This window comes from Sulfitobacter delicatus (assembly GCF_900102535.1).
Classification (GTDB): domain Bacteria; phylum Pseudomonadota; class Alphaproteobacteria; order Rhodobacterales; family Rhodobacteraceae; genus Sulfitobacter; species Sulfitobacter delicatus.
Genome location: NZ_FNBP01000001.1, coordinates 59,298 through 81,834, shown reverse-complemented (window position 1 = coordinate 81,834; position 22,537 = coordinate 59,298). Strand labels below are relative to the sequence as shown.

Sequence of the window (22,537 nt, the reverse complement as noted above, 5' to 3'; positions counted from 1 at the left end):
GAGCCTCTTAACACGCGGCTTTTAAGGTTGAACAGGTTGCTTTGTCGCAGTTAGCGCCACCATCCAAAACTTTGTTTAGCTGCGCTCAAATTCTGCTCGGGGACGAGGGTCGCACTGCGGCGCCTCAGTCGCGTGGCAGCACCTAAAGTGCGGCAATTTAGCCATTCCTAACCAAATTATGACCGAATTGGTGCATCTCAAAGGCACGATTCGCACTTAAGGATTGATTCGATCTGCGTTATTGCGGATCACTGTATCCAAAAATTAAGAACGAATTGAGCAGTATAAGGAAGCAGGCAATGTCAAAGATTGCATTGGTAGACGATGACAGGAACATCCTGACATCTGTTTCGATGACTCTTGAAGCCGAAGGCTTCGAAGTGGAAACCTATAACGACGGGCAGGCCGCGCTGGACGCTTTTAACAAGAAGCTTCCCGATATGGCCGTGCTCGACATCAAGATGCCGCGGATGGACGGGATGGACCTATTGCAGCGGCTGCGCCAGAAAACCGCGATGCCGGTGATCTTTCTGACCTCTAAAGATGACGAGATCGACGAAGTGCTGGGCCTGCGCATGGGGGCCGACGACTACGTCAAAAAGCCTTTCAGCCAGCGCCTTTTGGTCGAGCGGATTCGCGCGCTCCTGCGCCGTCAGGATGCTGTGGCCACTGACGAAGTCGGCGACACTGAAGAGACCAAAGTGATGGAACGCGGCGATCTGCGGATGGACCCGCTGCGCCATGCGGTAAGCTGGAAGGGCAAGGACGTGTCGCTGACCGTCACCGAATTCCTGTTGCTGCAGGCACTGGCTCAGCGCCCCGGTTTCGTAAAGTCGCGCGATCAGCTGATGGACGTGGCCTACGACGACCAAGTCTATGTGGACGACCGCACGATCGACAGCCACATCAAACGCTTGCGGAAAAAAATGCGCAGTGCGGATGATGAGTTTTCGGCAATCGAGACGCTCTACGGCATCGGCTACAGATATAACGAAGAGTAAATCCAGCGGGAAACGCTGGTCGAAAGGACGCTTGTGCGGGACATGGCAGCTGGCAGGGACGGGGACGTGTTACTGGGGGACGATTGGGTCACCCCAGACAGCGCAGCGCCGGATGAAATCCGCGTGAAGCGGGAACGGCGGGGGCTGTTCTCGCTGCGGTCATCGCCGCTGACGCGCAAAATTATCACCTTTAACCTAATCGCCCTGAACGTGCTCGTTGCGGGCATCCTGTACCTCAATTCATCACGCGACAGCCTTGCGGTACAACGCGCGGCGGCGCTGGTGTCTGAGGCAGAGTTGATCGCTGATGTCATCGAGGCGCAGTTGCCCGCTGGCGCGCCGGTAAATCTCACCACGGGGGACGGGGTCAACGTCGCCGAGACGCTCGACGGCTTGGACCTGCGCGGCGGGATTGAGGTTTTTGTTTTTGATCCTGCGGAAACGCTGGTCTCGCGCAGTGCCGGCAGCCTCACGCTTGCAGAAACACTGGCCGCTAATAAAGCCGAAGAGCGGACACTGCTGAATGACGGGCTGAATTGGGTGTGGGACCGCGTCTCGGCTCCCTTCAGCACCGGACAGGTCGCGCCGCCGCCGTTGGAAGAGCAATTGCGCGCTATGGTCGCCGAAAGCCTCTCCGGCGGCACCCAGTTGCAAGACAACATTGATATCGCGGGCGGCGCCCTCTTTAGCGTAGTTACCCCGATCATGCAGGGCGACCAGCCCGTCGGTGTGGTCGCAGTAGCAAGTGCTGCAGGCGAAATCGACGCACTTGTTCGCAGCGAGCGCGAGCGGGTATTGCAGATGTTCGTGATTGCCACGCTGGTTTCTATTGGTCTCAGCCTTGTGCTCGCTTCGACCATTGCCAATCCGCTGGCCGACCTCTCTGCCGCCGCCGAATTGGGCCGCGACAAAGACGCCCGCAAGATGAACCCGGGCCGCATTCGTATCCCGGATCTGACGGCCCGCCCCGATGAGATCGGCCGCCTATCGGGCGCGCTGCGCGGGATGGTATCGGCGCTCTACAACCGGATCGATGGCAACGAACAATTCGCCGCCGACGTGGCACATGAGATCAAGAACCCGCTGGCCTCGCTGCGTTCTGCCGTTGGCACTCTGCGTATGGTAAAGCGCGACGATCAGCGCGAAAAGCTGCTCGACGTCATCGAGCATGATGTGCGCCGTTTGGACCGTCTGGTCAGCGATATTTCCAATGCTTCACGGCTCGATTCCGAATTGGTCAAGGAAGAGGAAGAACCCTTCGATCTGCTGCAGATGCTCGGCAATCTGGGCCAGTATTTGGGCGAAGACGCGAAATCCAAAGGCATCGACTTTATCACTGACCTTCCTGCGGCGCCCATCACTGTGCACGGGCTGGAAGCACGCTTGGCGCAGGTCTTCGTCAACCTCATCACCAATGCGATATCCTTCTGCGAAGATGGCGACGCGATCCGTGTCTGGGCCCGCAAACGCTCCAATCGCGTGCTGATCGTGGTCGAAGATACAGGCCCCGGCATTCCCGAACAGGCGCTCGGTAAGATCTTCAAACGCTTCTACTCGCAGCGTCCGGAGGAGCATTTCGGCAATAACTCTGGCCTCGGTCTGGCGATCTCCAAGCAGATTGTTGAGGCGCATGGCGGCGTGATCTGGGCCGAAAACATCCGCCCGACCGAAGCCGACATCACCTCTGAGCCGCTGGGTGCTCGTTTCGTTGTGGGCCTGCCGACCTAACGAGCCCTTGGGGGCTGGAAATGACAGCGACAACAGAAAACCTCCACGCGAGCTGCGTGGCCATCGCCGGGCGTGGGGTGCTCATCCTTGGTCCATCGGGGTCAGGGAAGTCTGCCTTGGCGTTACAACTCATCGCTCTCGGAGGGGCTTTGGTGGCCGATGATCGAACGGATGTTTCGCGGGATGGGAATAAGCTGATCGCCAGCGTCCCTGCCAATATCCGCGGGCTGATCGAAGCCCGCCACGTTGGCTTGCTACGCTTGGCCGATCACGGTCCGGTGTCCCTAAGCCTTACTGTCGATCTGAGTCGCACCGAGGAAAATCGCCTCCCCGAACGGCATGAGCATCAGATTCAGGGCATTACGTTGCCCTGTTTTCACAAATGCGATAGCGCTCATTTTCCGGCAGCGATTCATCTGTATATGTCTAGCAGTATGGACCACTTGATTTGACCAGTCAGACCCCGACCCCAGACCAGCCGCAACGTCGGCTGGTGCTTGTCACCGGCCCCTCGGGCGCCGGGCGGTCCTCTGCGCTTAACGTGCTTGAGGATGCGGGGTTTGAAGCCATCGACAACCTGCCGCTGCGTCTCTTGCCAGTGCTGCTAGAGCGCCCCGGCGATGCACATTCGGTGGCTCTGGGCATCGACGCGCGCAACCGGGACTTTTCGACAGAAGGGGTCTTGGAACTGCTTGGCCGGCTCGCCGCCGAGCCGGGCTGGTCGACCGAAGTGCTCTATCTGGATTGTGCCCCCGACGTGCTGCTGCAGCGTTTCTCCGAAACCCGTCGCCGCCACCCGCTTGCCCAATCTGACCGTCCCGCCGATGGGATCCGGCGCGAACAAGATCTCCTGCATCCGATCCGCGCACGAGCCGATGTGCTAATCGACACCACAACGCTGAATGTGCATGAGCTGCGCGCCGAGGTGGAGCAATGGTTCGCGCCAGGCGGTCAACGCCATCTGACGGTTTCGGTCCAAAGTTTTTCCTATAAACGCGGTCTGCCCCGCGGCGTCGACGTAGTGCATGACTGCCGCTTCCTGCGAAACCCCTATTGGGTGCCCGAACTGCGCAGTGGCAATGGTCGCGACGCGGCCGTCGCGGCGCATGTTGCGGGCGATCCGCGCTACACCGCGTTCGCTGATAAGGTCCTCGACCTCAGCCTACTGGTGCTGCCTGCCTACCGCGAAGAGGGCAAGTCGCATATCTCCATCGCCTTCGGTTGCACCGGCGGGCAACACCGTTCTGTCGCCCTGGCCGAAGACCATGCTTTGCGCCTTGCAGAGCAGGGCTGGCAGGTGTCAATTAGGCACCGAGAGTTGGACCGCCAGCAACGTGAAGGAAACAAGCCTTGATCGGAATCGTGATCGTCGCACATGGGGGATTGGCGCAAGAGTACCTTGCGGCCATCGAACATGTCGTGGGATCACAATTCGGGGTCCGCGCCATAGCAATTGAAGCCGACCATGACCGCGCTGACAAAGAGCGCGAAATCTGCGCGGCAGCCGATGAAGTCGACCAAGGCGCTGGCGTCGTGGTGGTGACAGACCTTTTTGGCGGCTCCCCGTCAAACCTCAGTCTCTTGGCCTGCCGACCGGAAAACCGGCGCATCATTTACGGCGCCAACCTGCCGATGCTCATCAAGCTTGCAAAATCGCGGCAAATGGAAGTCCCCGACGCCGTGCGCGCGGCGCTCGAAGCTGGTAAGAAATACATCGACAGCCAGAATGTCAGCGCAGGTTAGAAGGCCCGTTATTTGAATGCCCGAATTTTCTCTTAAAATTGTCAATGAAAAAGGCCTGCACGCTCGTGCCTCCGCCAAATTGGTCGAGGTGGTCGAAGCCTTCGATGCCCGCGCCGAAGTAAGCAAGGATGGCATGTCGGCCTCTGGCGACAGTATCATGGGGCTCCTGATGCTAGGGGCCGCGCGCGGCACCACCATTGACGTGCAAACCTCCGGGCCTGACGCCGAAGCGCTGGCCGAAGCACTGACCGCCTTGGTGGCGGATAAATTCGGCGAAGGCTTCTAGAGCCTCCGGCGGAGATAAGGATCACCGGAAACAATGGATGACGCAGAGAAGAAGGCGGCGCAAACGCCCAGCCCCGCAGAAGGCACGGTGACTTTCACCAAATACGACCGACGTAGCCTGTCCTACGCCTCGACCTTTGATGATCCGTGGAAAGCGCGGGTTATTTCAGCGATGGAACTCGTCACCGGAAAGCTCAAAATCCTGCGCCTCATCCGCAAGTTCGAGCAGCGCGGTACCCCGTCGGGTCAGGCCTTTTGGCGCGCGGCCCTAGATACGATGGGGATCGAGTTGACGACCCCGCAGCACCAATTGAATCGCATTCCGAAAGAGGGGCCGGTCGTCGTCGTTGCCAATCACCCCCATGGTATGGTCGACGGTATGATCTTTGCCGATCTCATCGGGCGGGTGCGGCCCGATTACCGTATCCTCACGCGTTCGCTGCTTACCTCCATCGACGAGGTTGCCGGCAGCTACATGATCCCGGTACCTTTCCCTCATGATCCGGACGCACAGCGCAAGGGTGTGGAAATGCGCGCCAAAGCGATGGCCCACCTGAAAGACGGTGGCGTCGTCGCACTTTTCCCCTCGGGTGTGGTCGCATCATCGGAAACCTGGTGGGGCCCGGCAGTAGAGGCAGAGTGGAACGTCTTCACCGCCAAAATGATCCGTCGCTCCGGCGCGCAGGTCGTGCCGATGCGCTTCCCCGGCCAAAATAGCCGCGCTTATCAGATTGCCAATCAAGTCAGCCCGATGCTGCGCCAGGGCCTGCTGCTACATGAAATCGCCCATGCCTGTGACAAGCCACAAGGCCCCATAGTCGGCCAACCGCTCAGCCGCGAGGAGATCGACCGCTGGTCAGACGATCCACGTGGTTTCATGGCCTGGCTACGCGCGCACACCCTTGCGCTGACCAACTAATTTTCATCCTTTTAAAAATACCCGCGGGGGAATCGCGCCTGAGGCGCGATGGGGGCAGCGCCCCCCATGCTCAACGCGTCGGCACAGGCTTTTCGCCGCGATAATCATAGAACCCGCGCTGCGTCTTGCGACCGAGCCAACCTGCCTCGACATATTTCGTCAGCAGCGGGCAGGGACGGTATTTGGTGTCTGCCAAACCGTCATGTAGCACGTTCATAATCGCCAGACAGGTGTCCAAACCGATGAAATCCGCCAGTTCCAACGGCCCCATCGGATGGTTCGCGCCGAGCTTCATGGAACTGTCGATCGACTCTACATTCCCAACGCCTTCATAGAGCGTATAGACCGCCTCGTTGATCATCGGCATCAGGATGCGATTAACAATGAAGGCGGGGAAATCTTCAGCCGAAGCTGCGGTCTTGCCGAGGCGGTCGACCACGGCTTTGCAGGCGTCATAGGTTTCGCGGTCCGTGGCGATGCCGCGGATCAGTTCGACCAACTGCATCACCGGCACCGGGTTCATAAAGTGAAAGCCCATGAACTTTTCAGGTCGGTCGGTGCGGCTGGCGAGGCGGGTGATGGAGATCGACGACGTGTTCGAGGTCAGAATCGTCTCGGGCTTCAGATGCGGGATAAGATCTTCGAAGATCGCCTGTTTCACCGTTTCCCGTTCGGTCGCCGCTTCGATCACCAGATCGCTCTGCCCGAGATCGCTGAGGGTTTGGGTGGTCGTGATCCGCGCCATCGCCGCGTCGCGCGCTTCGGCAGAGATTTTTTCCTTGCTGACCTGACGGTCCATATTGCCGGTCACGGTTTTCATCGCCTTGGCGAGCGCATCTGCGCTGACATCGTTCAACAGCACATCATAGCCCGCGAGTGCCATGACATGGGCAATGCCGTTGCCCATCTGCCCCGCTCCCACGATACCGATTGTCTGGATGTCCATGGCCTGTCCTTTGCTTTGCTCTCGCGCACAATAGGGCGCGTGGCGGGGGTGCCGCAAGGGCAGGTGTTTAGGAAATCTATCGTCAAATTCGCCCGTTAACAGAATCACAGGTCGCGCCGTGCAATCTGGTCTCGGGTGAATGAAAAAGGTGGGTGTTATGACCTATGATGCACTGGGGCCGGGGCCCCTGGACTATCTGCCGTGCCGATATGGCACGTCGAAACTACTGTTCCGCGGCCCGCGCCGCAATCTGGACGCGCCATACGTGGCTTTTCTAGGCGGGACGGAAACCTATGGAAAGTTCATCGAACAGCCTTTTCCGGCATTGGTCGAGCAATCCACGGGGCGGATCTGCGTCAACTTCGGGTTTCCGAATGCCGGGATCGATGTCTTTGCGCATGATCCCTTTGTTGCACAGGCGGCATCAGAGGCTGAGGTAACGGTGCTTCAGATCATGGGGGCGCAGAATATGACCAATCGGTTCTATTCGGTCCATCCGCGCCGGAATGACCGCTTCGTGGGGGCTTCAGCTCTGCTGCAGACGATCTACCGCGAAGTGGATTTTTCGGAGTTCCACTTTAACCGGCATATGCTGAACCATTTGATGCAACTGTCGCCAGAGCGGTTTGACGCAGTCCGCCATGAGCTGCAACAAGCATGGCTGGCCCGAATGCGGCTGATGCTGGGTCAGATCAAGGGTAAGACGATGCTGCTATGGCTGGCCGATCATGCCGCTGAGCCCGAAGGGCGCCGGTCGGGTGATCTTGGTGCCGACCCGCTCTTTGTGACGCGGGAGATGCTGGAGGAAGTGTCTCAACATGCGACGACCCTGGTGCAGGTTGTGTCACGCAAGAACCCAGAGGCAGAGCCGACCGAAGGGATGGTCTTTGGCCAGATGGAGGCCTTGGCCGCTTCCGAGATGTTGGGCCCTGATGCGCATATCAATGCGGCTGATGCGGTGAGCGCGGCGTTGCAGGAACTGCTTTGAAGTAGAAGCTGCTTTGAACAGATGCTGCAAGTGAAAGCAGGAAACGAAAAAGGCCCGCCAAGATTGGCGGGCCTTTCATTGTTTCACGTGAAGAGCTTCAGAGCTTTTCGATCAGCTCAGGCACCGCGTCGAACAAGTCGGCAACCAGACCGTAGTCGGCCACCTGGAAGATTGGCGATTCTTCGTCTTTGTTGATCGCGACGATGATCTTAGAGTCCTTCATCCCGGCAAGGTGCTGGATCGCACCAGAGATGCCTACCGCAATATAGAGGTCGGGGGCGACAACTTTACCAGTCTGGCCAACCTGCCAGTCGTTCGGCGCGTAGCCCGAATCGACAGCAGCGCGCGAGGCGCCAACGGCGGCACCGAGCTTATCGGCCAGTTTCTCGATCAAGGCGAAGTCCTCTTCGGAGCCAACGCCACGACCACCAGACACCACAACGCCCGCGCTTGTCAGCTCGGGGCGGTCGGATTCGGCGACCTTGTCTTCAACCCAAGTGGACAGACCGGGGTTTTCGGCAGCCGAGATGGTCTCGACCGAGGCGGAGCCACCTTCACCGGCCGCATCGAAGGTCGATGTGCGGAAGGTGATGACTTTCTTGGCGTCGGTGGATTTCACTGTCTGAACCGCGTTGCCGGCATAGATCGGACGCTCAAAGGTGTCCGCATCGACAACGCCAGAAGCATCCGAGATCACCATGACGTCCAAAAGCGCCGCGACGCGGGGCATCACGTTCTTGGCGTCGGTGGTCGCAGGCGCGACGATGTGGTCATAGTCACCGGCCAGCGACACGATCAGCGCCGCTGTGGCTTCGGCCAAACGGTGGCCCAGCATCGGGTCTTCGGCGACCAGCACCTTGGACACGCCGTCGATCTTGGACGCCGCTTCGCCCGCCGCCGCAGCAGAGCTGCCAGCCGCCAGAACGGTCACATCGCCCAGAGCCTTGGCCGCGGTCACGGCCTTGGCAGTTGCGTCCATGGACAATTCGCCATCGGAAATTTCGGCAATCAGAAGAACAGCCATTACACAGCCCCCGCTTCTTTGAGTTTCGCCACAAGCTCGTCAACCGAACCGACCTTGATGCCAGCGGCACGCTCGGCAGGCTCGACGGTTTTGACGATTTCCAAGCGGTTGGAGACATCGACGCCGTAGTCTTCGGCGGTTTTCTCATCCAGCGGCTTTTTCTTGGCTTTCATGATGTTGGGCAGTGAGGCATAGCGCGGCTCGTTGAGGCGCAGGTCCACGGTAACCACGGTGGGCATGGAGACCTCGATGGTCTGCAGGCCGCCGTCGACTTCGCGGGTCACTTTGGCTTTGTCGCCCTCAATGGCAATCTCGGAGGCGAAGGTCGCCTGCGACCAGCCCATCAGCGCCGAAAGCATCTGCCCGGTGGCGTTCATGTCGTTGTCGATCGCTTGCTTGCCGCAGAGCACGAGGCCCGGCTGCTCTTCGTCGACAATGGCTTTCAGGATCTTGGCCACGGCCAGCGGCTCGATGTCCTTGTGCACATCGTCCGATGCCACCACGAGGATCGCACGGTCCGCGCCGATCGCCAAAGCGGTGCGCAGGGTTTCCTGCGCCTGTTTCACACCGATGGAGACCGCAACGATCTCTTCAGCCTGACCGGCTTCCTTAAGGCGAATCGCCTGTTCGACGGCGATTTCGTCGAAGGGGTTCATCGACATTTTCACGTTGGCGAGATCAACACCCGATCCGTCCGCTTTGACGCGAACCTTCACGTTATAGTCGATCACGCGTTTGACAGGCACCAGTACCTTCATGAGCGGTCTCTCTCCTCAGTTTGTGACGCGGGGCTTGGCCCGGTCTCCCTAATTCTCAAGATGGGTGTAACGAAGCGGATCGGATCAAAACAGGCCAAAATCAGGGTATTTGCAGTTTTGAACGCGGCGTTTTCCCGGTTTTTCTTCTGTTAGCGCTATTATTTTAACGGTTCGCCCCGGGCACCCAGAGCACGTCTTCCTTGCCGCTGTTGTTCGCCATGCGCGCGGCGACAAAGAACCAATCGCTCAGTCGGTTGAGGTAGGTGACCGTGGCAGCGTTGATCTCGGTCTGCTCTGAAAGCAGTACCGCCAGACGTTCTGCGCGGCGTGCCACGGTGCGGCAAACATGCAAATGCGCCGCCAACGCGCGACCGCCCGGCAGGATAAAGCTGCGCAGCGGCTCCAATTCGGAATTCATCACGTCTATCTCTCGTTCCAGCCGGTCGACTTGCTCTTGGGTGACGCGCAGAGGCGGGTATTCGGCATCCTTATCTGCGGCCATATCGGGGCGGCAAAGGTCTGCCCCGAGATCAAACAGATCGTTTTGGATGCGGGCGAGGGCTTCGTCAGTGGCACTGGTAGCTTCCAACCGCGCCACGCCGACAAAGCAGTTCAACTCGTCCGATGTGCCATAGGCCTCGACCCGCGCGTCGTGTTTCGCAACACGCTCGCCATTGCCAAGTGCTGTCGTGCCCTTGTCGCCAGTGCGGGTGTAAATCTTGTTCAAGACCACCATCAGATCGTTCCCCCTCGGAAGTATACATAGGCCAGGATCAGCAGTACGGCGATGAACTGGGCGATGATCCGCCAGCGCATCAGCTTGTTGGCGTTGCGCTTGTTGAACTTGCCGCCGGTGGCAAAACCGCCCAGCCCCATCAGGAGCACGACGGCAACCGCCACGACAGAAAGCAGGACGATCACGAAAAACGGATCATTTGGCATGGGCTGTCCTTTCGTTGCCCCGAGATGTAGCGGCGCGGGTCACTCGCGCAACCAAAATCAGCGGCTGGTAACCCAATCCAGCGCTCGCGTCGGCAGGATACGCCGTAAAACCCCTGCAATATGGGTCGGGGTTGTGACGAAATAACGCGGACGGGGGCGCGGGGATTCGACTGCATGGGCGAGCTTCTCGACCACCGCTTCAGGCGGCAGCTCGAAACGGTCTTTCTTGCCGCTGTCGTCGTAAAGCCGTGGCCGCATGGTGGATTCATACTCTTCCGCACGCGGGCTGTTCTTCCAATCGATCCAGCGCTCAAAGCGCGGAATCGCCTTTGTGCGGAGTTTGGAGGTGACAGGGCCGGGCTCAATCAAGATCAACTCGATCCCTGTACCGCGCATCTCCAGTCGCAGCGTGTCTGTCAGCCCTTCGAGGGCGAATTTCGTCGAGTTATACGCCCCGCGCCACGGCATAGCGACCATGCCAAGCACCGATGAGCACTGTACGATCCGCCCGTGCCCCTGAGCGCGCATCACCGGGATCACAGCGCGGGTAAGGCTGTGCCACCCAAAGAAATTGGCTTCGAAAATTTCGCGTAATGCTTCGGTGGGGAGGTCTTCGACCAGTCCCGGCGTGGCATGTGCGCCATTGTTGAACAGGGCATCGAGACGACCGCCGGTCTGTTCCAGTACATGCGCCAGTGCCGATTGGATGCTGGCCTCATCGGTATAATCCAGCCGCGGTGCGTCAAAGCCCTCGACGGCCAGCCGGTCGCAATCCTCTTGTTGGCGGCAGGCGGCAAAGACCTGCCAGCCGCGGGCTCGCATCCCATGCGCGGCCGCATAGCCGATCCCGCTGGAGCAACCGGTAATCAGGATCGAACGTTTGGCGGACATCAAAAGGGCCTTTCGAATGAAAGGCCCTTCATCGCGTGATGTGGTTGAATTGGCAAGTTAGCTGGAGCTCAGCAGGAATTCGGCCATCCAGCCCATTTCCTTACCATCAACCGAGCGGAGGCGGACCCAACCGTCACCATTGTCTTCAATAATTTTCACGGCATCACCAGCGCCAAGTTTGCCCACGATGCCAAAGTTGGTGCCCGGACCGCGGCGCACGTTTACGCGGTTGCCGCTCACCGTGCGGATGTCGGCTTGTGTGGTGCTGATTTGGGTGACCGTGGTGCTCTCAGACTTCGCCACAGCGGTGTCGTTCGGGGCGATCAGGCTTGGGATGATCGCTGGTGTGTTGCTGGAAGACACGGTGTAGCCAGCGTTTTGCGGCATTGGTGCCGATGCTTTGATAACCTTCGCGCCGGTATCACTGATCGAACGGGTTTCAGTTGCCTTTGGGACAGGGGTCTTGGCGACCGCTTGCTCAACCATCGCCATATCGCTCGCCCGGGGCAGGTCACTCAATGTGGTGAGGTTCAAGGCAACACGGGTCGCTTCACGCGGTTTGGATTTGTTGCTTGCGGCAAAGACCTTCTCACGCTGTTCGGCGCGTTTTAGGTCGCGCGCCGCGTTCTCCGCGGCTGCAGTGACAATCTTGCCCGCCTCCGTGGAGGCTTCGGTAACGGACGTGGTCTCTGCATCTTGCAACCGTGCCATGCGCTGGCTTGCAGGTTCAAAATCGGCGCCGCCGCTCATCTCGTAGAAAGCCCAGCCCATGAAGCCGAAAGTCAGAAAAATGAACCGTTTCATTGCGCCATACCCCAATACTGTGAACATCACTGTTTTCTCACCGACCCAACGCAAAGCTACGCCGATGGTTCAAAACCTTTTGGCAAAAATTCGCGGACGGTTAATTTTTCAACCTGGGCGTCCCTTGACAGATGGTCAGCGGGGAATCTGAATGGGGGAGGAAACAATCTGACGCTTGCTCGTATGCGGGGGCTTAGCTAAAAGAACCGTCATGTCTGACGTAACCACTCCCCCTGAACTCGACCCGAATGATCTGTCCGAGCCGCTGCGCCGTGCGTTGGGGGAGCGCTACCTGACCTATGCGCTGTCGACGATTATGCACCGTGCGCTGCCGGACGCCCGCGACGGGCTGAAACCGGTGCATCGCCGCATCCTATATGCGATGCGCGAGTTGAAGCTGTCCTCCACCGGGGGTTTTCGTAAATCGGCCAAGATTTCGGGCGACGTGATGGGTAACTATCACCCCCATGGCGACGCCGCGATTTACGATGCGATGGCGCGTTTGGCACAGGACTTTAACGTGCGCTATCCGCTGGTCGACGGGCAGGGTAACTTCGGCAACATCGACGGCGATAACCCCGCCGCCTCGCGTTATACCGAAGCGCGAATGACAGCCGTTGCTGAAGCGATGCTCGAAGGGCTGAACGAGAACGCCGTTGATTACCGCGAGAACTATGACGGGACGCTGACCGAACCTGTGGTGCTGCCCGCGCAGTTTCCGAATCTGCTGGCCAATGGCTCCTCGGGGATCGCTGTGGGCATGGCCACCAACATCCCGCCGCATAACATTGCCGAACTGTGCGACGCCTGTATCCATTTGATCAAGACGCCCGACGCCCGCGACGAGACGCTCTTGAAATATGTGCCCGGTCCCGATTTCCCCACTGGCGGGGTGATTGTTGAACCGGCGGAGAACATCGCGAACGCCTACCGCACAGGCCGTGGCTCCTTCCGCCTGCGCTGCCGCTGGGAGGTCGAAGACCTCGGTCGGGGCGCGTGGCAGATCGTTGTCACCGAAATTCCCTATCAGGTTCAGAAGTCCAAGCTGATCGAAAAGATCGCGGAGCTGATCCAAACCAAGAAGATCCCGATTCTCGCTGATGTGCGTGACGAGTCCGCCGAAGACATCCGCATGATCATTGAGCCGCGCTCGAAGAACGTCGATCCGGCGGTGTTGATGGGCATGCTGTTCCGCAACTCTGATCTGGAGGTGCGGTTCTCGCTCAACATGAACGTGTTGATCGACGGGCAGACGCCCAAGGTCTGCTCGCTGAAAGAAGTGCTGCGCGCCTTCCTCGACCACCGGCGCGAGGTGCTGCAACGCCGTTCGCGGCACCGGATGGACAAGATCGACCACCGGCTCGAAGTCTTGCAGGGCCTGATCACGGCGTTTTTGAACCTCGACCGCGTGATCGAGATCATCCGTTATGACGACGACCCCAAGGCCGCCTTGATGTATGAGGACTGGAGCCGGGTGCACCAAGACACGCTGAGCCGTGCCATGGATGAGAGCGCCTATGTCTCGCCGCTGGCCGGTGTCGATGTCTCCAAACTCGCGGTGATCGCGGATGCCGAGGCGCAGGCGACGGGCGTGCTGGCCGAGAGCGGGGACACCCGCGCCGTGCCGCACAGCTATGCGGGCCGCGAGAATGGACTGTCGGATGTGCAGGCCGAAGCGATCCTCAACATGCGTCTGCGGTCTTTGCGGCGCTTGGAAGAAGATGCGCTGGTGCGCGAGCGCGATGCGCTGATGTCGGAACGCGCGGGTCTTGAGGACTTGCTCGAGAACGAAGAGTTGCAATGGACCACCATTGCCGACCAGCTGCGCGCCACGAAAAAGCAATTCGGCAAAGATTGGGTCATTGACGGGGTGAAACGCGGCCAGCGTCTCAGCACCTTCGAGACCGCAGGCGAGGTTGAAGACGTGCCGATTGAGGCGATGATCGACCGTGAGCCAATCACCGTGGTCTGTAGCCAGATGGGCTGGATCCGCGCCATGACCGGCCATATCGATCTGAACCGCGAATTGAAGTTCAAAGACGGCGACGGCCCGCGTTTCATCTTCCATGCCGAGACCACGGACCGCTTGTTGGTCTTTGGCTCGAACGGGCGGTTCTACACCGTCTCCGCCGCCAATCTGCCTGGCGGACGCGGCATGGGCGAGCCGCTGCGGCTGATGGTCGATCTCCCTAATGAGGTGCAGATCGTCTCGCTCTTTATCCACCAACCGGGGCGCAAGTTGCTGGTGGCTTCCTCGGCGGGCGATGGTTTTGTCGTGCCCGAGGACGAGGTCGTGGCCCAGACCCGCAGCGGTAAACAGGTGCTGAACGTGCGCGGCGAAGGCGTGACCGCGCTGGTTTGTCATGCGGTGTCGGGCGACAGCGTCGCGACCGTCGGCGAGAACCGCAAGGTGCTGGTCTTTGGCCTTGATGAACTGCCCGAGATGGGCCGGGGCAAGGGCGTGCGTCTGCAAAAGTACAAGGACGGCGGGCTTTCGGATGCCACCACCTTTACGCGTGAAGCGGGCCTAAGCTGGCAGGACCCGGCGGGCCGAACGCGCACCGAGGTCGATCTGGCCGAATGGACCGGCAAGCGCGCCAGTTCGGGCCGCATGGCACCGCGCGGCTTCCCGCGCGACAACAAGTTCAACTGATCCCAGCGGCCCCGCTTTGCGGCGGGGTCAGCTAAGTGGCTCGGCCGTCATCCAGACGCCACCTTCGGGGCGAAGGGTGAGGATCATCACCGGCTCAGGGTCTTTCCCCGGCACCGGGGTGAATTTGAACCGGCCCAAGAGCGTCGCGAGGATGATCACCGCCTCTTGCAGCGCAAAACTCGCCCCGATGCAGATGCGTGGCCCGTCGCCAAAGGGCAGATAGGCGTAGCGGTCAATCGCCTTGCGGTCGGAGAAACGCTCGGGCCGGAAGGCGTCGGGGTTGTCCCACAGGAGTTCGCTGCGGCCAAGCGCGTAGATCGGGATCATCACCGTATCACCGGGCAGAATTTCGCGGTCACAAAGGCTGTCTTTCTTCAAAGCCGTGCGCGAGATGATCCCGGCGGCGGGGTAGAGCCGCAGCGCCTCGTCCACGATCATCCGCACCAGCGGCAGGTTGTCGACGTCGTCCCCAGTGCAGGGCCGGTCACCCAGCACGGACTGCACCTCAGCGCGGGCGCGGGCCTGCATGTCTTGGTCGAACCCCATCAGATACATCGACCACGCCAGCGTCAGCGCCGTGGTCTCATGCCCCGCGACGATGAAGGTCAACAGATTGTCGCGCAGTTCGCCGGTGTTCATCTGACGTTTGGTCTTTGGGTCCACACCGTCGAGCAGCAGGTCCAGCAGATCGGGCGTGCCCTCGTGGCCGCGGGCGACGCGGGCTTCAATCGCGCTGTCGGCCATGGCCTTCATCTGCTTCAGCGCTTGGCCCGACATGATCCGCCCCGGGCGGGGCAGCCAGTCGGGAAAGCCCAGAATGTCGAACAGGCTGATCTTGCCCGCCTCGGCGATATAGTCGTCAATCGCCCCGTGCACCTTGTCGCGGTCAAAAGTGCCGTCGCCGGAGAAGGTGACGTCACCGATCACGTCAAAGGTGGTGGTAACCATCTCATCCAGCATGTTCACGGCGCGTGGCCCGGCTTCGGCAATGCGGTCGGCGGCTCGGCTGGCGGCGGTAGTCATCACCGGGGATAGATTGCGCACGTTGCGCTGCGAAAACACTGGCGCGGCGGCGCGGCGTTGCCAGCGCCAATGGGCGCCTTCGGCAATGAAGAGCGATTCTCCGATGGCGGGGCGCAGCAGGTTCTTGGTCACCAGTGATTTCGGATAGTCATCCAACCGGTCGAGCAAGATTTGACGAATCGCGCCGGGGTCCATCACCATATGCCAGCGCTTTCCCGTCTTGCCTGAAACCATCGGCTGGGTGGTGGCGATCTTGGGAATGATGCTCAGCACATTGCGCCGCGCCATTTGCAGGCTGCCCCACAGGCCGACAGGTTCGGTCACAAGCGGCACGCGGACGGGGAGGGGGGCTGGCTCGGTCATGATGCTGTCCTCATTCCCCGCTAAGATAGCGCAGCCCCCTAACCATGCAACTGCGGCAAATGATTGCGCCGCCCCCGGCCATCGGCTACCCCTTTCAAGATATTAACGCCCCGAGGGATGTGCCGATGATCCGAGTTCTTGCCGTGCTGATGACTGTTGCGACTTTGGCCGCCTGTAACGGCGCGTCCGATTTGGGCGATGCGCCGACACCGCTGGGGGACTTTAACCTGCATCACAATATCGTCGTGGCGCCCAAGGCTCAGAAAGGTCCGCTGAGCCGTGAAGTCAGCAAGGACGAACTGGCCGCCGCCGTTCAGGCCGCAACGGCGGAGCGGTTTGATCGCTATGACGGGGAGCGCTTTTATCACTTCGGCATCAGCGTCGAGGGCTATGTGCTGGCCCAGCCCGGCATCCCGCTGGTCTTTGCGCCGAAGTCCATCCTGATCCTGAATCTGACGGTTTGGGATGATGCAAAGAACAAGAAGCTGAACGCCGAGCCGCATCAGATCACCGTCTTTGAATCCTTTGACCAAGGGCCGGTTGTCGGCTCAGGCTATACCAAATCCGCGGATGAGCAGCTCAAGAACCTTAGCCAGAACGCCGCCAAGGCGATTGAGAACTACCTTGTGAAGCAAAACCGTGAGCAGGGTTGGTTCAATGGTGGGGTGGCGACAGCATCAGCCGCGGGACCGGAAGACAAGTAACCGACCGAACCGGCCCCAGGACGCGCCGTCTTGCGCTTTAAAAGGGCATAAGGTGCAAGTCCCGCTTGATTTTACCTGCCAGACCCAATACATCGCCCGCCAGATAGGGTTCGGGTCCCCGTTGGGGCCCCTCAATTAAAAGGGCGCCACCATGGCAAAGGCAAAGTTTGAACGTAACAAGCCACACGTCAACATCGGCACAATCGGCCACGTTGACCACGGTAAAACCACGCTGACCGCGGCGATCACCAAATACTTCGGTGACTTCCAAGCGTATGACCAGATCGACGGCGCGCCCGAAGAAAAGGCCCGCGGCATCACCATCTCGACCGCGCACGTCGAGTATGAGACCGAGAACCGTCACTACGCTCACGTCGACTGCCCCGGCCACGCTGACTATGTGAAAAACATGATCACCGGTGCCGCTCAGATGGACGGCGCGATCTTGGTTGTGAACGCCGCCGATGGCCCAATGCCCCAGACGCGTGAGCACATCCTGCTTGGCCGTCAGGTTGGCATCCCCGCCATGGTCGTTTTCATGAACAAAGTTGACCAGGTCGACGACGAAGAGCTGCTTGAGCTGGTCGAAATGGAAATCCGCGAGCTGCTGTCTTCCTACGACTACCCTGGCGACGACATCCCCGTTGTGCCCGGTTCCGCTCTGGCGGCGATGGAAGGCAACAAGCCCGAGATCGGCGAAGAAGCGATCAAGAAGCTGATGGCCGCTGTGGACGAGTACATCCCGACGCCCGAGCGCGCCGTGGACCAGCCCTTCCTGATGCCCGTCGAAGACGTGTTCTCGATCTCCGGTCGTGGTACCGTTGTGACAGGCCGTGTCGAGCGTGGCGTGATCAACGTTGGCGACGAAATCGAAATCGTCGGCATCCGCGACACCAAGAAAACCACCTGCACCGGTGTGGAAATGTTCCGCAAGCTGCTGGACCGTGGTGAAGCTGGCGACAACATCGGCGCGCTGCTGCGTGGCGTTGAGCGTGACGGCGTTGAGCGCGGTCAGGTTCTCTGCAAGCCGGGTTCCGTGACCCCGCACACCAAGTTCGAAGCCGAAGCCTACATCCTCACCAAAGAGGAAGGTGGCCGTCACACGCCGTTCTTCGCGAACTACCGTCCGCAGTTCTACTTCCGTACAACTGACGTGACCGGCACTGTTCAGCTGGCAGAAGGCACCGAGATGGTTATGCCAGGCGACAACGTGTCCTTCGGCGTTGAGCTGATCGCACCGATCGCCATGGAAAACGGCCTGCGCTTCGCGATCCGCGAAGGTGGTCGTACGGTTGGCGCCGGCGTTGTGTCGAAGATCACTGAGTAATTATGGGGCGGGCCTTCGGGCCCGAACGATAAGACAAACGAAAGGCCGCAGCTTTTGCTGCGGCCTTTTGCGTTGTGTGAAGACCTTTGAAAGCGGGTTGGCTTAGCCGGCCTTCAGTTGACGAACCTCTGGCGGCGCATCCTGTAGAAAATACGCTTTTTGGGCGTCCCAGACCCGCTGCATTCGGTTGAGGTTCACGCCGAAGTTCTTTTTGAAATACCGCCGCGGGTTGGGCGGATCAAAGACAAAACCGCGGGCGCGGCGGCCAAAGCTCGACAGGTGGCTGTCATTGTCATGGTGCGCTCCGCGGATGAGCATCGGCTCTTCCCGCCATGTCATCGTCGGCATGTAGCGCCATAGTTTCAGGTGGTTGTAGTCCAAAGCGGTGCGCTTCGCACCGCGGCGCTGAAAGACCACCATCCCCGGCGCCCAGAAGCGCATGCTGACAGGGCGCATTGTCAGGTCTTGGGCTGTGGTTTGCAGGATGAAGCCGCGGTTGAAGTCGAGCCCGAAGTGACCTTGGGTTTCGTAGAGCGGTTCGAATGTGCCAAAGAGCCGTCTGCTCTCGCCGATGAAGCTGGCCGCCAGACGATCGTCATCGTCGAGCCGGTATTGTGCGGTCACCTCGCAGTCGGCTGCGGTATGGTCGTGGATCGCTTCGCGGCAGACGTCGTTGAGCCTGCGCCCCTCAGGGGCAAAGATCGGAATGATTTGCGGAATCTTAGCGAGCAGGTCAAGCACACGGCTGCGCCATGGGTCCGGAAGCTGATCCCCCATCAAAAACAGATGGGTGAAGTCTGGATCACTTTGTCGCTTGAGGCCGGGCAGCAGCACGTTCTCCAGCAGAAAAAGACGGTGGTCGAGCCGGTGTGGTGCGTAGAGACGCGCGCGCAAGTCGCCGACGTCATCACCGTTCTTGCGGAACCCAGTTCCGGCGGCAGGATAGGACTAGCGGGTCAGACCAATGGCCTGCACGCGCGATGAAAGACTGCGCGAAATCGTCATGTAAAACCTGTAACTAACTGCTCAATAAAATGGTCAGATGACCCGCCGTGAAATTATTGTTTTGTTTACCTTAGCGCCCGATGTGCCTTCCCGCAAAGGTTGTATCTCTGGTGCCAGTGGGAGACTAATGATAAAGTACCGAAACAATAGGAGAGGGTCCGATGAACAGCGCCGTGAAGTGAGTAACGCAACATCAGCTTCCGGAGGCATTCATGCCCGTATCCAACTTTCCCGCTCCCAACACTCGCTTTCCTATTACGCTCCCTGACGGGAGCCCGCACCTCGGCACAGTCTTTCTCTCCGCTGTGCTGGACCATCCGCGCATTTCGGTCGGCGCCTATAGCTACGCCAGCGCCTTTGACCCGCCCAAAGATTGGGCCGCGCGGCTGGCGCCTTATCTTTTCGACTTCAGCCCAGAGTGCTTAATCATCGGCAAGTTCTGTCAGATCGCAGATGGGACCCAATTCATCACGGCCTCGGCCAATCACCGGCACGACGGAATCAGCAGCTTTCCCTTTGCAGTATTTGGCGGCGGTGACCGGACAGGGCGGCCTTCACTGCCAAAACCGGGTGCGGATACGATTGTCGGGAATGACGTCTGGATCGGGCAGGGGACGCGTATTCTACCGGGGGCGGAGATCGGCGACGGTGTGATCATCGGGGCCGGCGCAGTCGTTGGCGGCAGGGTGCCGCCCTATAGCATTGTTGTCGGCAATCCCGGACGGGTCACCCGGCGGCGATTCTCTGACGACGCCATTGCTCGGCTGTTGGAGATCGCATGGTGGGACTGGCCGATTGATCACATTCTTGAGCACGAGGCGGCGATTTGTGGTGGCGACATCGCGGCACTGGAGAAGGCAAAACCGGCGGGCTGACAGACAAAAGGCCGACCCAATGGGCCGGCCCTGAGCGATTCGTTTCGGTGAGGGTTAAGCCGCGTCGGCGTTGACCCCACCTTTGGTCGCAATGTCAGTCATGCGGCGGTCGCCGTCATAGGTGTGGTCGAGCTGCTCTTGTAGCTGCGCGCCGTCTTCGTTCTCGCCCAGACGGTTGGCAAAGGCAACGACGCAGCCGTAACCGGCGAGCGCGTAGTGCACCATGCGCTGGTACTGCGTGATGATCATCGCGTCGCGGGTGTCGCTGTCGCCAAAGTCTTCTTCGAGCACGTGTTTATGCGCTTCTTTCACAAGGCCTTCCATGCCGTGGCAGTGCTCGCCAGCGGGATCGAGGTCATGTTTGGCACAGATGGATTTAAGCACGTCCATCCCTTTGGAAATCCCATTGCTGCCGTCGATCAGCGCTTCGGACAATTCCTTGTCTTCTGCCGCACGGCCAAGGGCGTTTGTGGCCTCCAGCGATTGCTTCAGCGCAGAGTAGAGATCCTGCAGTTGGTCAGTGTAGACGTCTTTCAGGTTGTTCATCGGCATGTTTCGTCCTCCGGTTTCGGGCTTGGTTCGTCGGGAAAACGTGAGCGCGGACCGCAATGTTCCGCAAAGCGGCGAATATCGGCGGGAAAGGGCAGATCGGCTCTTGATCCGGGGACGAATTGCGACTACCCAAGCCACCGGCATAGGGGTTTAGCTCAGTTGGTAGAGCATCGGTCTCCAAAACCGAGGGTCGTGGGTTCGAGTCCCTCAGCCCCTGCCACATTTACCAACATATTACGCGCTCAGCGCCGAGGCGCCACGGTCTTGCCGCATTTGCGCCCTCGGTCTGTCTGAATGCCGGGCTAGGCTTCGCGTATCTGCGTGAGAGAGCCTGATATGACGAATACCCCCGACCATCCTGCGCCGGCGGCCGAGCTTGACCCGGCCTCCTTGGCGGCAATTCAAGACTTGCTGAAGGCTGAGGCGACTACGCCGAAGGGGCCAAAGCCGGAATCAGCGAAACGGGCCGAGCCTGCACCTGTTGCGCAGCCTCGCAAGGGGACAGCAGCCTTACCGCCTTTGGAAGAGGCGCTTGCCACGCCGGAGAGGGTGGCGAAAAAGCCGTCGCGCCCCGGACTGGTAGCACGGGCCTGGGCGCGTCTGATCGGGTACCGGCCTACTACTCGGCATATCGTGCTCGCTTGCCTGGCGTTGCTTGTCCTGTTCCGCCCTTGGTTGGTGGTTGGCGTGCTGCTGCTGACTGTCTTCCTCATCCTCGGCGTCTTTCTGGCCCTTGGCTATGACGGTTTCTGGCGGCGGGGCATGGCGATTGGTCGCTGGTATGCGGGCCGTCGACCTGAACGTGCAGCGGATCTGCACAACAGGCTCGATGCTTTTGCGATGAAATGGGATGCCATTCTCGACCGCTTTCCTGAGGGTACGGTGGATGGGCTCTATCTGCCAGATTTTGGTGAAATGGCCGCTGCCGATGCACGCCATGATGCCGCTATGGCGCGGCGGTTCGATAGTTTGCGCAACTCCGAAGGATAGAGCCTGCGCAAACGCAGTCTTGAAACCATGCGGCGGACCCGTTACATCCGCCCAATCCGCCAATAGGGAAAGATGTCATGGCCACCACCAATCCGCTTCAGTTCATCCAGCAGGTCCGCACCGAAGTCGCCAAGGTTGTTTGGCCGACCAAGCGCGAAGTCATGCTGACCACGGTGATGGTGTTTATCCTCGCCGCGCTGACAGCCGTGTTCTTTGCCATTGTCGACATTCTGATCCGCGGCGGCTTGCAGCAGATCTTGGGGATGTTCGGCTGACCTTTGCGCGCATCGGTGATTTTATGTTTACACCCTTGAAACCCGCCTCCGCGCGGGCTATTGCGCAGACCTGACCTGAAAAGGGCGTGCGGCGATTCGAGTTGCGCGCCGATTTTTTGTTCAGAAGTTTCGGGGCTAAGGCCTCGTATGATTGACGAATTTACATGCCGGGGCAGCCCGCATGGCAAGACAGGGACCAGAGTTCAGATGGCAAAACGGTGGTATTCGGTCAGTGTCCTGTCGAACTTCGAAAAGAAGATCGCTGAGCAGATCCGCGCATCCGTGGCTGAGCAGGAACTTGAAGACCAGATTGACGAAGTGCTGGTGCCCACCGAAGAGGTGATCGAGGTCCGGCGCGGCAAGAAGGTGACAACCGAGCGTCGCTTCATGCCCGGCTATGTGCTGGTGCATATGGAAATGTCCGACGCGGGCTATCACCTGATCAACTCGATCAACCGCGTCACCGGTTTTTTGGGCCCGCAAGGCCGCCCGATGCCGATGCGCGATGCCGAAGTGCAGGCGATCTTGGGTCGTGTGCAGGAAGGCGAAGAAGCCCCACGCACGCTGATCCATTTCGAGATCGGCGAGAAGGTCAAGGTTGCCGATGGTCCGTTCGAGGACTTCGACGGCATGATCGAAGAGGTCGACGAGGACAACCAGCGCCTCAAGGTGTCGGTCTCGATCTTTGGCCGGGAAACCCCGGTCGAATTGGAATTCACGCAGGTCAACAAGCAGATCTGA

The 22,537-nt window shown here is 59.8% G+C and carries 24 protein-coding genes, 1 tRNA gene and 1 pseudogene; 16 read left to right on the top strand and 10 right to left on the bottom strand.

Features of this window, described 5'->3' with window-relative positions:
• The first annotated feature begins 299 nt into the window (after positions 1–299).
• From BLS57_RS00440 to BLS57_RS00410, 7 genes are read left to right on the top strand one after another with little or no spacing between them, the layout of a single operon-like run.
• Positions 300–1,001 (top strand): response regulator transcription factor, encoded by a 702-nt coding sequence (locus tag BLS57_RS00440; RefSeq protein WP_093738079.1) that lies wholly within the window; start codon positions 300–302, stop codon positions 999–1,001.
• A gap of 42 nt (positions 1,002–1,043) precedes the next feature.
• Positions 1,044–2,729 carry a sensor N-terminal transmembrane domain-containing protein gene (locus BLS57_RS00435; protein WP_093738077.1) on the top strand — a complete coding sequence of 562 codons (1,686 nt, stop codon included), beginning with the start codon at positions 1,044–1,046 and terminating at the stop codon, positions 2,727–2,729.
• A gap of 20 nt (positions 2,730–2,749) precedes the next feature.
• Positions 2,750–3,181, top strand: coding sequence for an HPr kinase/phosphorylase (locus BLS57_RS00430; RefSeq protein ID WP_093738075.1), 432 nt, complete (start codon positions 2,750–2,752; stop codon positions 3,179–3,181).
• On the top strand, positions 3,178–4,083 hold the full coding sequence (gene rapZ / locus BLS57_RS00425) for an RNase adapter RapZ (protein WP_093738073.1): 906 nt from the start codon (positions 3,178–3,180) through the stop codon (positions 4,081–4,083). Before BLS57_RS00430 ends, rapZ begins: the two co-directional genes overlap by 4 nt.
• Positions 4,080–4,472 (top strand): PTS sugar transporter subunit IIA, encoded by a 393-nt coding sequence (locus tag BLS57_RS00420; protein ID WP_093738071.1) that lies wholly within the window; start codon positions 4,080–4,082, stop codon positions 4,470–4,472. The genes rapZ and BLS57_RS00420 overlap by 4 nt, the downstream gene beginning before the upstream one ends.
• A gap of 16 nt (positions 4,473–4,488) precedes the next feature.
• Positions 4,489–4,758 carry an HPr family phosphocarrier protein gene (locus BLS57_RS00415; protein WP_093738069.1) on the top strand — a complete coding sequence of 90 codons (270 nt, stop codon included), beginning with the start codon at positions 4,489–4,491 and terminating at the stop codon, positions 4,756–4,758.
• A 33-nt stretch (positions 4,759–4,791) separates the two neighbouring features.
• Positions 4,792–5,676, top strand: coding sequence for a lysophospholipid acyltransferase family protein (locus tag BLS57_RS00410; protein ID WP_093738067.1), 885 nt, complete (start codon positions 4,792–4,794; stop codon positions 5,674–5,676).
• 70 nt (positions 5,677–5,746) lie between these two features.
• Here the strand turns inward: BLS57_RS00410 and BLS57_RS00405 are convergent, their stop codons facing one another.
• Positions 5,747–6,622 (bottom strand): 3-hydroxybutyryl-CoA dehydrogenase, encoded by an 876-nt coding sequence (locus tag BLS57_RS00405; protein WP_093738065.1) that lies wholly within the window; start codon positions 6,620–6,622, stop codon positions 5,747–5,749.
• Positions 6,623–6,779: 157 nt separating this feature from the next.
• On the opposite strand from BLS57_RS00405, the gene BLS57_RS00400 reads away from it, so the two are divergent.
• Positions 6,780–7,610 (top strand): DUF6473 family protein, encoded by an 831-nt coding sequence (locus tag BLS57_RS00400; protein WP_093738063.1) that lies wholly within the window; start codon positions 6,780–6,782, stop codon positions 7,608–7,610.
• Positions 7,611–7,707: 97 nt separating this feature from the next.
• Here the strand turns inward: BLS57_RS00400 and BLS57_RS00395 are convergent, their stop codons facing one another.
• The 6 genes from BLS57_RS00395 to BLS57_RS00370 all read right to left on the bottom strand — a co-directional run bounded on the left by BLS57_RS00395 (position 7,708) and on the right by BLS57_RS00370 (position 12,029).
• Positions 7,708–8,634, bottom strand: a complete 927-nt coding sequence (locus tag BLS57_RS00395; protein WP_093738061.1) for an electron transfer flavoprotein subunit alpha/FixB family protein — start codon at positions 8,632–8,634, stop codon at positions 7,708–7,710.
• Entirely contained in the window at positions 8,634–9,392 is a 759-nt protein-coding gene (locus BLS57_RS00390; RefSeq protein WP_093738059.1) for an electron transfer flavoprotein subunit beta/FixA family protein, read from the bottom strand. Before BLS57_RS00390 ends, BLS57_RS00395 begins: the two co-directional genes overlap by 1 nt.
• Positions 9,393–9,555: 163 nt before the next feature.
• The gene (locus BLS57_RS00385; protein ID WP_093738057.1) at positions 9,556–10,128 is read right to left on the bottom strand and encodes a cob(I)yrinic acid a,c-diamide adenosyltransferase; all 573 of its coding nucleotides are present in this window, start codon (positions 10,126–10,128) and stop codon (positions 9,556–9,558) included.
• Complete coding sequence (locus BLS57_RS00380; protein ID WP_067623948.1) at positions 10,128–10,334, bottom strand: twin transmembrane helix small protein; 207 nt, start codon at positions 10,332–10,334, stop codon at positions 10,128–10,130. Before BLS57_RS00380 ends, BLS57_RS00385 begins: the two co-directional genes overlap by 1 nt.
• Before the next feature lie 57 nt (positions 10,335–10,391).
• Positions 10,392–11,225 carry an SDR family oxidoreductase gene (locus BLS57_RS00375; RefSeq protein ID WP_093738055.1) on the bottom strand — a complete coding sequence of 278 codons (834 nt, stop codon included), beginning with the start codon at positions 11,223–11,225 and terminating at the stop codon, positions 10,392–10,394.
• 57 nt (positions 11,226–11,282) lie between these two features.
• On the bottom strand, positions 11,283–12,029 hold the full coding sequence (locus tag BLS57_RS00370; protein WP_093738053.1) for an SH3 domain-containing protein: 747 nt from the start codon (positions 12,027–12,029) through the stop codon (positions 11,283–11,285).
• 211 nt (positions 12,030–12,240) lie between these two features.
• Between BLS57_RS00370 and BLS57_RS00365 the strand changes: the two genes are divergently transcribed.
• The gene (locus tag BLS57_RS00365; RefSeq protein WP_093738051.1) at positions 12,241–14,682 is read left to right on the top strand and encodes a DNA topoisomerase IV subunit A; all 2,442 of its coding nucleotides are present in this window, start codon (positions 12,241–12,243) and stop codon (positions 14,680–14,682) included.
• Positions 14,683–14,709: 27 nt separating this feature from the next.
• Here the strand turns inward: BLS57_RS00365 and BLS57_RS00360 are convergent, their stop codons facing one another.
• On the bottom strand, positions 14,710–16,068 hold the full coding sequence (locus tag BLS57_RS00360) for a cytochrome P450 (RefSeq protein ID WP_093738049.1): 1,359 nt from the start codon (positions 16,066–16,068) through the stop codon (positions 14,710–14,712).
• 125 nt (positions 16,069–16,193) lie between these two features.
• Between BLS57_RS00360 and BLS57_RS00355 the strand changes: the two genes are divergently transcribed.
• Both BLS57_RS00355 and tuf read left to right on the top strand, forming a co-directional pair.
• Complete coding sequence (locus tag BLS57_RS00355; RefSeq protein ID WP_244153562.1) at positions 16,194–16,772, top strand: hypothetical protein; 579 nt, start codon at positions 16,194–16,196, stop codon at positions 16,770–16,772.
• A gap of 151 nt (positions 16,773–16,923) precedes the next feature.
• Positions 16,924–18,099 carry an elongation factor Tu gene (tuf, locus tag BLS57_RS00350; protein ID WP_093738047.1) on the top strand — a complete coding sequence of 392 codons (1,176 nt, stop codon included), beginning with the start codon at positions 16,924–16,926 and terminating at the stop codon, positions 18,097–18,099.
• Positions 18,100–18,201: 102 nt separating this feature from the next.
• On the opposite strand, the pseudogene BLS57_RS00345 reads toward tuf, so the two are convergent.
• Positions 18,202–19,035: pseudogene (locus BLS57_RS00345) on the bottom strand (glycosyltransferase); the annotation flags it as partial.
• A gap of 281 nt (positions 19,036–19,316) precedes the next feature.
• On the opposite strand from BLS57_RS00345, the gene BLS57_RS00340 reads away from it, so the two are divergent.
• On the top strand, positions 19,317–19,979 hold the full coding sequence (locus BLS57_RS00340; RefSeq protein WP_093738043.1) for a CatB-related O-acetyltransferase: 663 nt from the start codon (positions 19,317–19,319) through the stop codon (positions 19,977–19,979).
• A gap of 54 nt (positions 19,980–20,033) precedes the next feature.
• On the opposite strand, the gene BLS57_RS00335 is transcribed toward BLS57_RS00340, so the two are convergent.
• Entirely contained in the window at positions 20,034–20,531 is a 498-nt protein-coding gene (locus BLS57_RS00335; RefSeq protein ID WP_093738041.1) for a ferritin-like domain-containing protein, read from the bottom strand.
• Positions 20,532–20,675: 144 nt separating this feature from the next.
• Between BLS57_RS00335 and BLS57_RS00330 the strand changes: the two genes are divergently transcribed.
• The 4 genes from BLS57_RS00330 (at position 20,676) to nusG (ending at position 22,537) form a co-directional block, all read left to right on the top strand.
• Positions 20,676–20,751, top strand: a tRNA-Trp gene (locus BLS57_RS00330).
• Positions 20,752–20,867: 116 nt separating this feature from the next.
• Positions 20,868–21,521 carry a hypothetical protein gene (locus BLS57_RS00325; RefSeq protein ID WP_093738039.1) on the top strand — a complete coding sequence of 218 codons (654 nt, stop codon included), beginning with the start codon at positions 20,868–20,870 and terminating at the stop codon, positions 21,519–21,521.
• A gap of 77 nt (positions 21,522–21,598) precedes the next feature.
• Complete coding sequence (gene secE / locus BLS57_RS00320) at positions 21,599–21,796, top strand: preprotein translocase subunit SecE (RefSeq protein WP_007118815.1); 198 nt, start codon at positions 21,599–21,601, stop codon at positions 21,794–21,796.
• Between the two features lie 207 nt (positions 21,797–22,003).
• Positions 22,004–22,537: a transcription termination/antitermination protein NusG gene (nusG, locus tag BLS57_RS00315; RefSeq protein ID WP_007118816.1), complete on the top strand. Its 534-nt coding sequence runs from the start codon at positions 22,004–22,006 to the stop codon at positions 22,535–22,537.

What these genes read in the sequence shown, in the direction of transcription:
- BLS57_RS00430 (WP_093738075.1), top strand. Translation starts at nt 2,750, where the DNA reads ATGACAGCGACAACAGAAAACCTCCACGCGAGCTGCGTGGCCATCGCC.
- BLS57_RS00385 (WP_093738057.1), bottom strand. Translation starts at nt 10,128, where the DNA reads ATGGTGGTCTTGAACAAGATTTACACCCGCACTGGCGACAAGGGCACG.
- BLS57_RS00360 (WP_093738049.1), bottom strand. Translation starts at nt 16,068, where the DNA reads ATGACCGAGCCAGCCCCCCTCCCCGTCCGCGTGCCGCTTGTGACCGAA.
- BLS57_RS00365 (WP_093738051.1), top strand. Translation starts at nt 12,241, where the DNA reads ATGTCTGACGTAACCACTCCCCCTGAACTCGACCCGAATGATCTGTCC.
- BLS57_RS00395 (WP_093738061.1), bottom strand. Translation starts at nt 8,634, where the DNA reads ATGGCTGTTCTTCTGATTGCCGAAATTTCCGATGGCGAATTGTCCATG.
- secE (WP_007118815.1), top strand. Translation starts at nt 21,599, where the DNA reads ATGGCCACCACCAATCCGCTTCAGTTCATCCAGCAGGTCCGCACCGAA.
- BLS57_RS00435 (WP_093738077.1), top strand. Translation starts at nt 1,044, where the DNA reads ATGGCAGCTGGCAGGGACGGGGACGTGTTACTGGGGGACGATTGGGTC.
- BLS57_RS00400 (WP_093738063.1), top strand. Translation starts at nt 6,780, where the DNA reads ATGACCTATGATGCACTGGGGCCGGGGCCCCTGGACTATCTGCCGTGC.
- BLS57_RS00355 (WP_244153562.1), top strand. Translation starts at nt 16,194, where the DNA reads ATGATCCGAGTTCTTGCCGTGCTGATGACTGTTGCGACTTTGGCCGCC.
- BLS57_RS00340 (WP_093738043.1), top strand. Translation starts at nt 19,317, where the DNA reads ATGCCCGTATCCAACTTTCCCGCTCCCAACACTCGCTTTCCTATTACG.
- BLS57_RS00325 (WP_093738039.1), top strand. Translation starts at nt 20,868, where the DNA reads ATGACGAATACCCCCGACCATCCTGCGCCGGCGGCCGAGCTTGACCCG.
- BLS57_RS00335 (WP_093738041.1), bottom strand. Translation starts at nt 20,531, where the DNA reads ATGCCGATGAACAACCTGAAAGACGTCTACACTGACCAACTGCAGGAT.
- BLS57_RS00370 (WP_093738053.1), bottom strand. Translation starts at nt 12,029, where the DNA reads ATGAAACGGTTCATTTTTCTGACTTTCGGCTTCATGGGCTGGGCTTTC.
- BLS57_RS00440 (WP_093738079.1), top strand. Translation starts at nt 300, where the DNA reads ATGTCAAAGATTGCATTGGTAGACGATGACAGGAACATCCTGACATCT.
- BLS57_RS00390 (WP_093738059.1), bottom strand. Translation starts at nt 9,392, where the DNA reads ATGAAGGTACTGGTGCCTGTCAAACGCGTGATCGACTATAACGTGAAG.
- BLS57_RS00405 (WP_093738065.1), bottom strand. Translation starts at nt 6,622, where the DNA reads ATGGACATCCAGACAATCGGTATCGTGGGAGCGGGGCAGATGGGCAAC.
- BLS57_RS00375 (WP_093738055.1), bottom strand. Translation starts at nt 11,225, where the DNA reads ATGTCCGCCAAACGTTCGATCCTGATTACCGGTTGCTCCAGCGGGATC.
- BLS57_RS00415 (WP_093738069.1), top strand. Translation starts at nt 4,489, where the DNA reads ATGCCCGAATTTTCTCTTAAAATTGTCAATGAAAAAGGCCTGCACGCT.
- tuf (WP_093738047.1), top strand. Translation starts at nt 16,924, where the DNA reads ATGGCAAAGGCAAAGTTTGAACGTAACAAGCCACACGTCAACATCGGC.
- BLS57_RS00410 (WP_093738067.1), top strand. Translation starts at nt 4,792, where the DNA reads ATGGATGACGCAGAGAAGAAGGCGGCGCAAACGCCCAGCCCCGCAGAA.
- BLS57_RS00380 (WP_067623948.1), bottom strand. Translation starts at nt 10,334, where the DNA reads ATGCCAAATGATCCGTTTTTCGTGATCGTCCTGCTTTCTGTCGTGGCG.
- nusG (WP_007118816.1), top strand. Translation starts at nt 22,004, where the DNA reads ATGGCAAAACGGTGGTATTCGGTCAGTGTCCTGTCGAACTTCGAAAAG.